At 52.6% G+C, this 599-nt stretch carries 1 protein-coding gene; it reads right to left on the bottom strand.

Going from position 1 to position 599, the window contains the following annotated elements; all coding sequences use genetic code 11:
• On the bottom strand, positions 1-540 hold a 540-nt coding region (locus B5F88_RS19980), incomplete at its 3' end, for a transposase (protein WP_140402247.1).
• Positions 541-599: the final 59 nt, after the last annotated feature.

Genomic DNA, 599 nt, shown 5'->3' with positions numbered 1-599 from the left:
GATGATGTTTCGCCCGGAAGCGCCAAATGCGTCCGACAGAAACGCTGTGAAGCGGAAACCGGAGCTTTGCAGAAATTTATCGATGCGATTCTTTTGGGCGGTAATGTCGCGAACGATGCTCTTACGATACCGGGTCAGATGCCGCAGTTCCCGGAAGGTCTTATCTGGGATAAAACTTCCCTTTAGTAATCCGGCACGGAGCAATGTGGCGATCCATTGCGCGTCCCGCATATCCGTTTTGCGCCCAGGCACATTCTTCATGTGGCGGGCATTCACGACCAGAATGCTGATCTGCCCATCAAAACATGGCTCCAGCATTTCGTAAATAGGCTGCCAGTAGATCCCGGTGCTCTCCATAGCGACATAGCGGCACTCTGCTTCCAACACCCAATCCCGCAGTTTCCGCATTTCCGGGATAAGTGTGCTGAAGGAGCGAATCTCGATTTCCGGATCGGTGCCCAGTTCACCTTTGGCAAGACAGGCAACAATAACGTCACGATGAATATCCAGTCCCATGGCGCAGGTCAATATGTCTTGCATCAAATCCCTCCCTGAATTATGCAGGCTGGGAATTGCCCGGGTGGGTATCCGAACTTTGC

The organism is Flavonifractor sp. An306, from assembly GCF_002159455.1.
Taxonomy (GTDB): domain Bacteria; phylum Bacillota; class Clostridia; order Oscillospirales; family Oscillospiraceae; genus Flavonifractor.
This window is presented reverse-complemented; position numbering and strand designations above follow the sequence as displayed.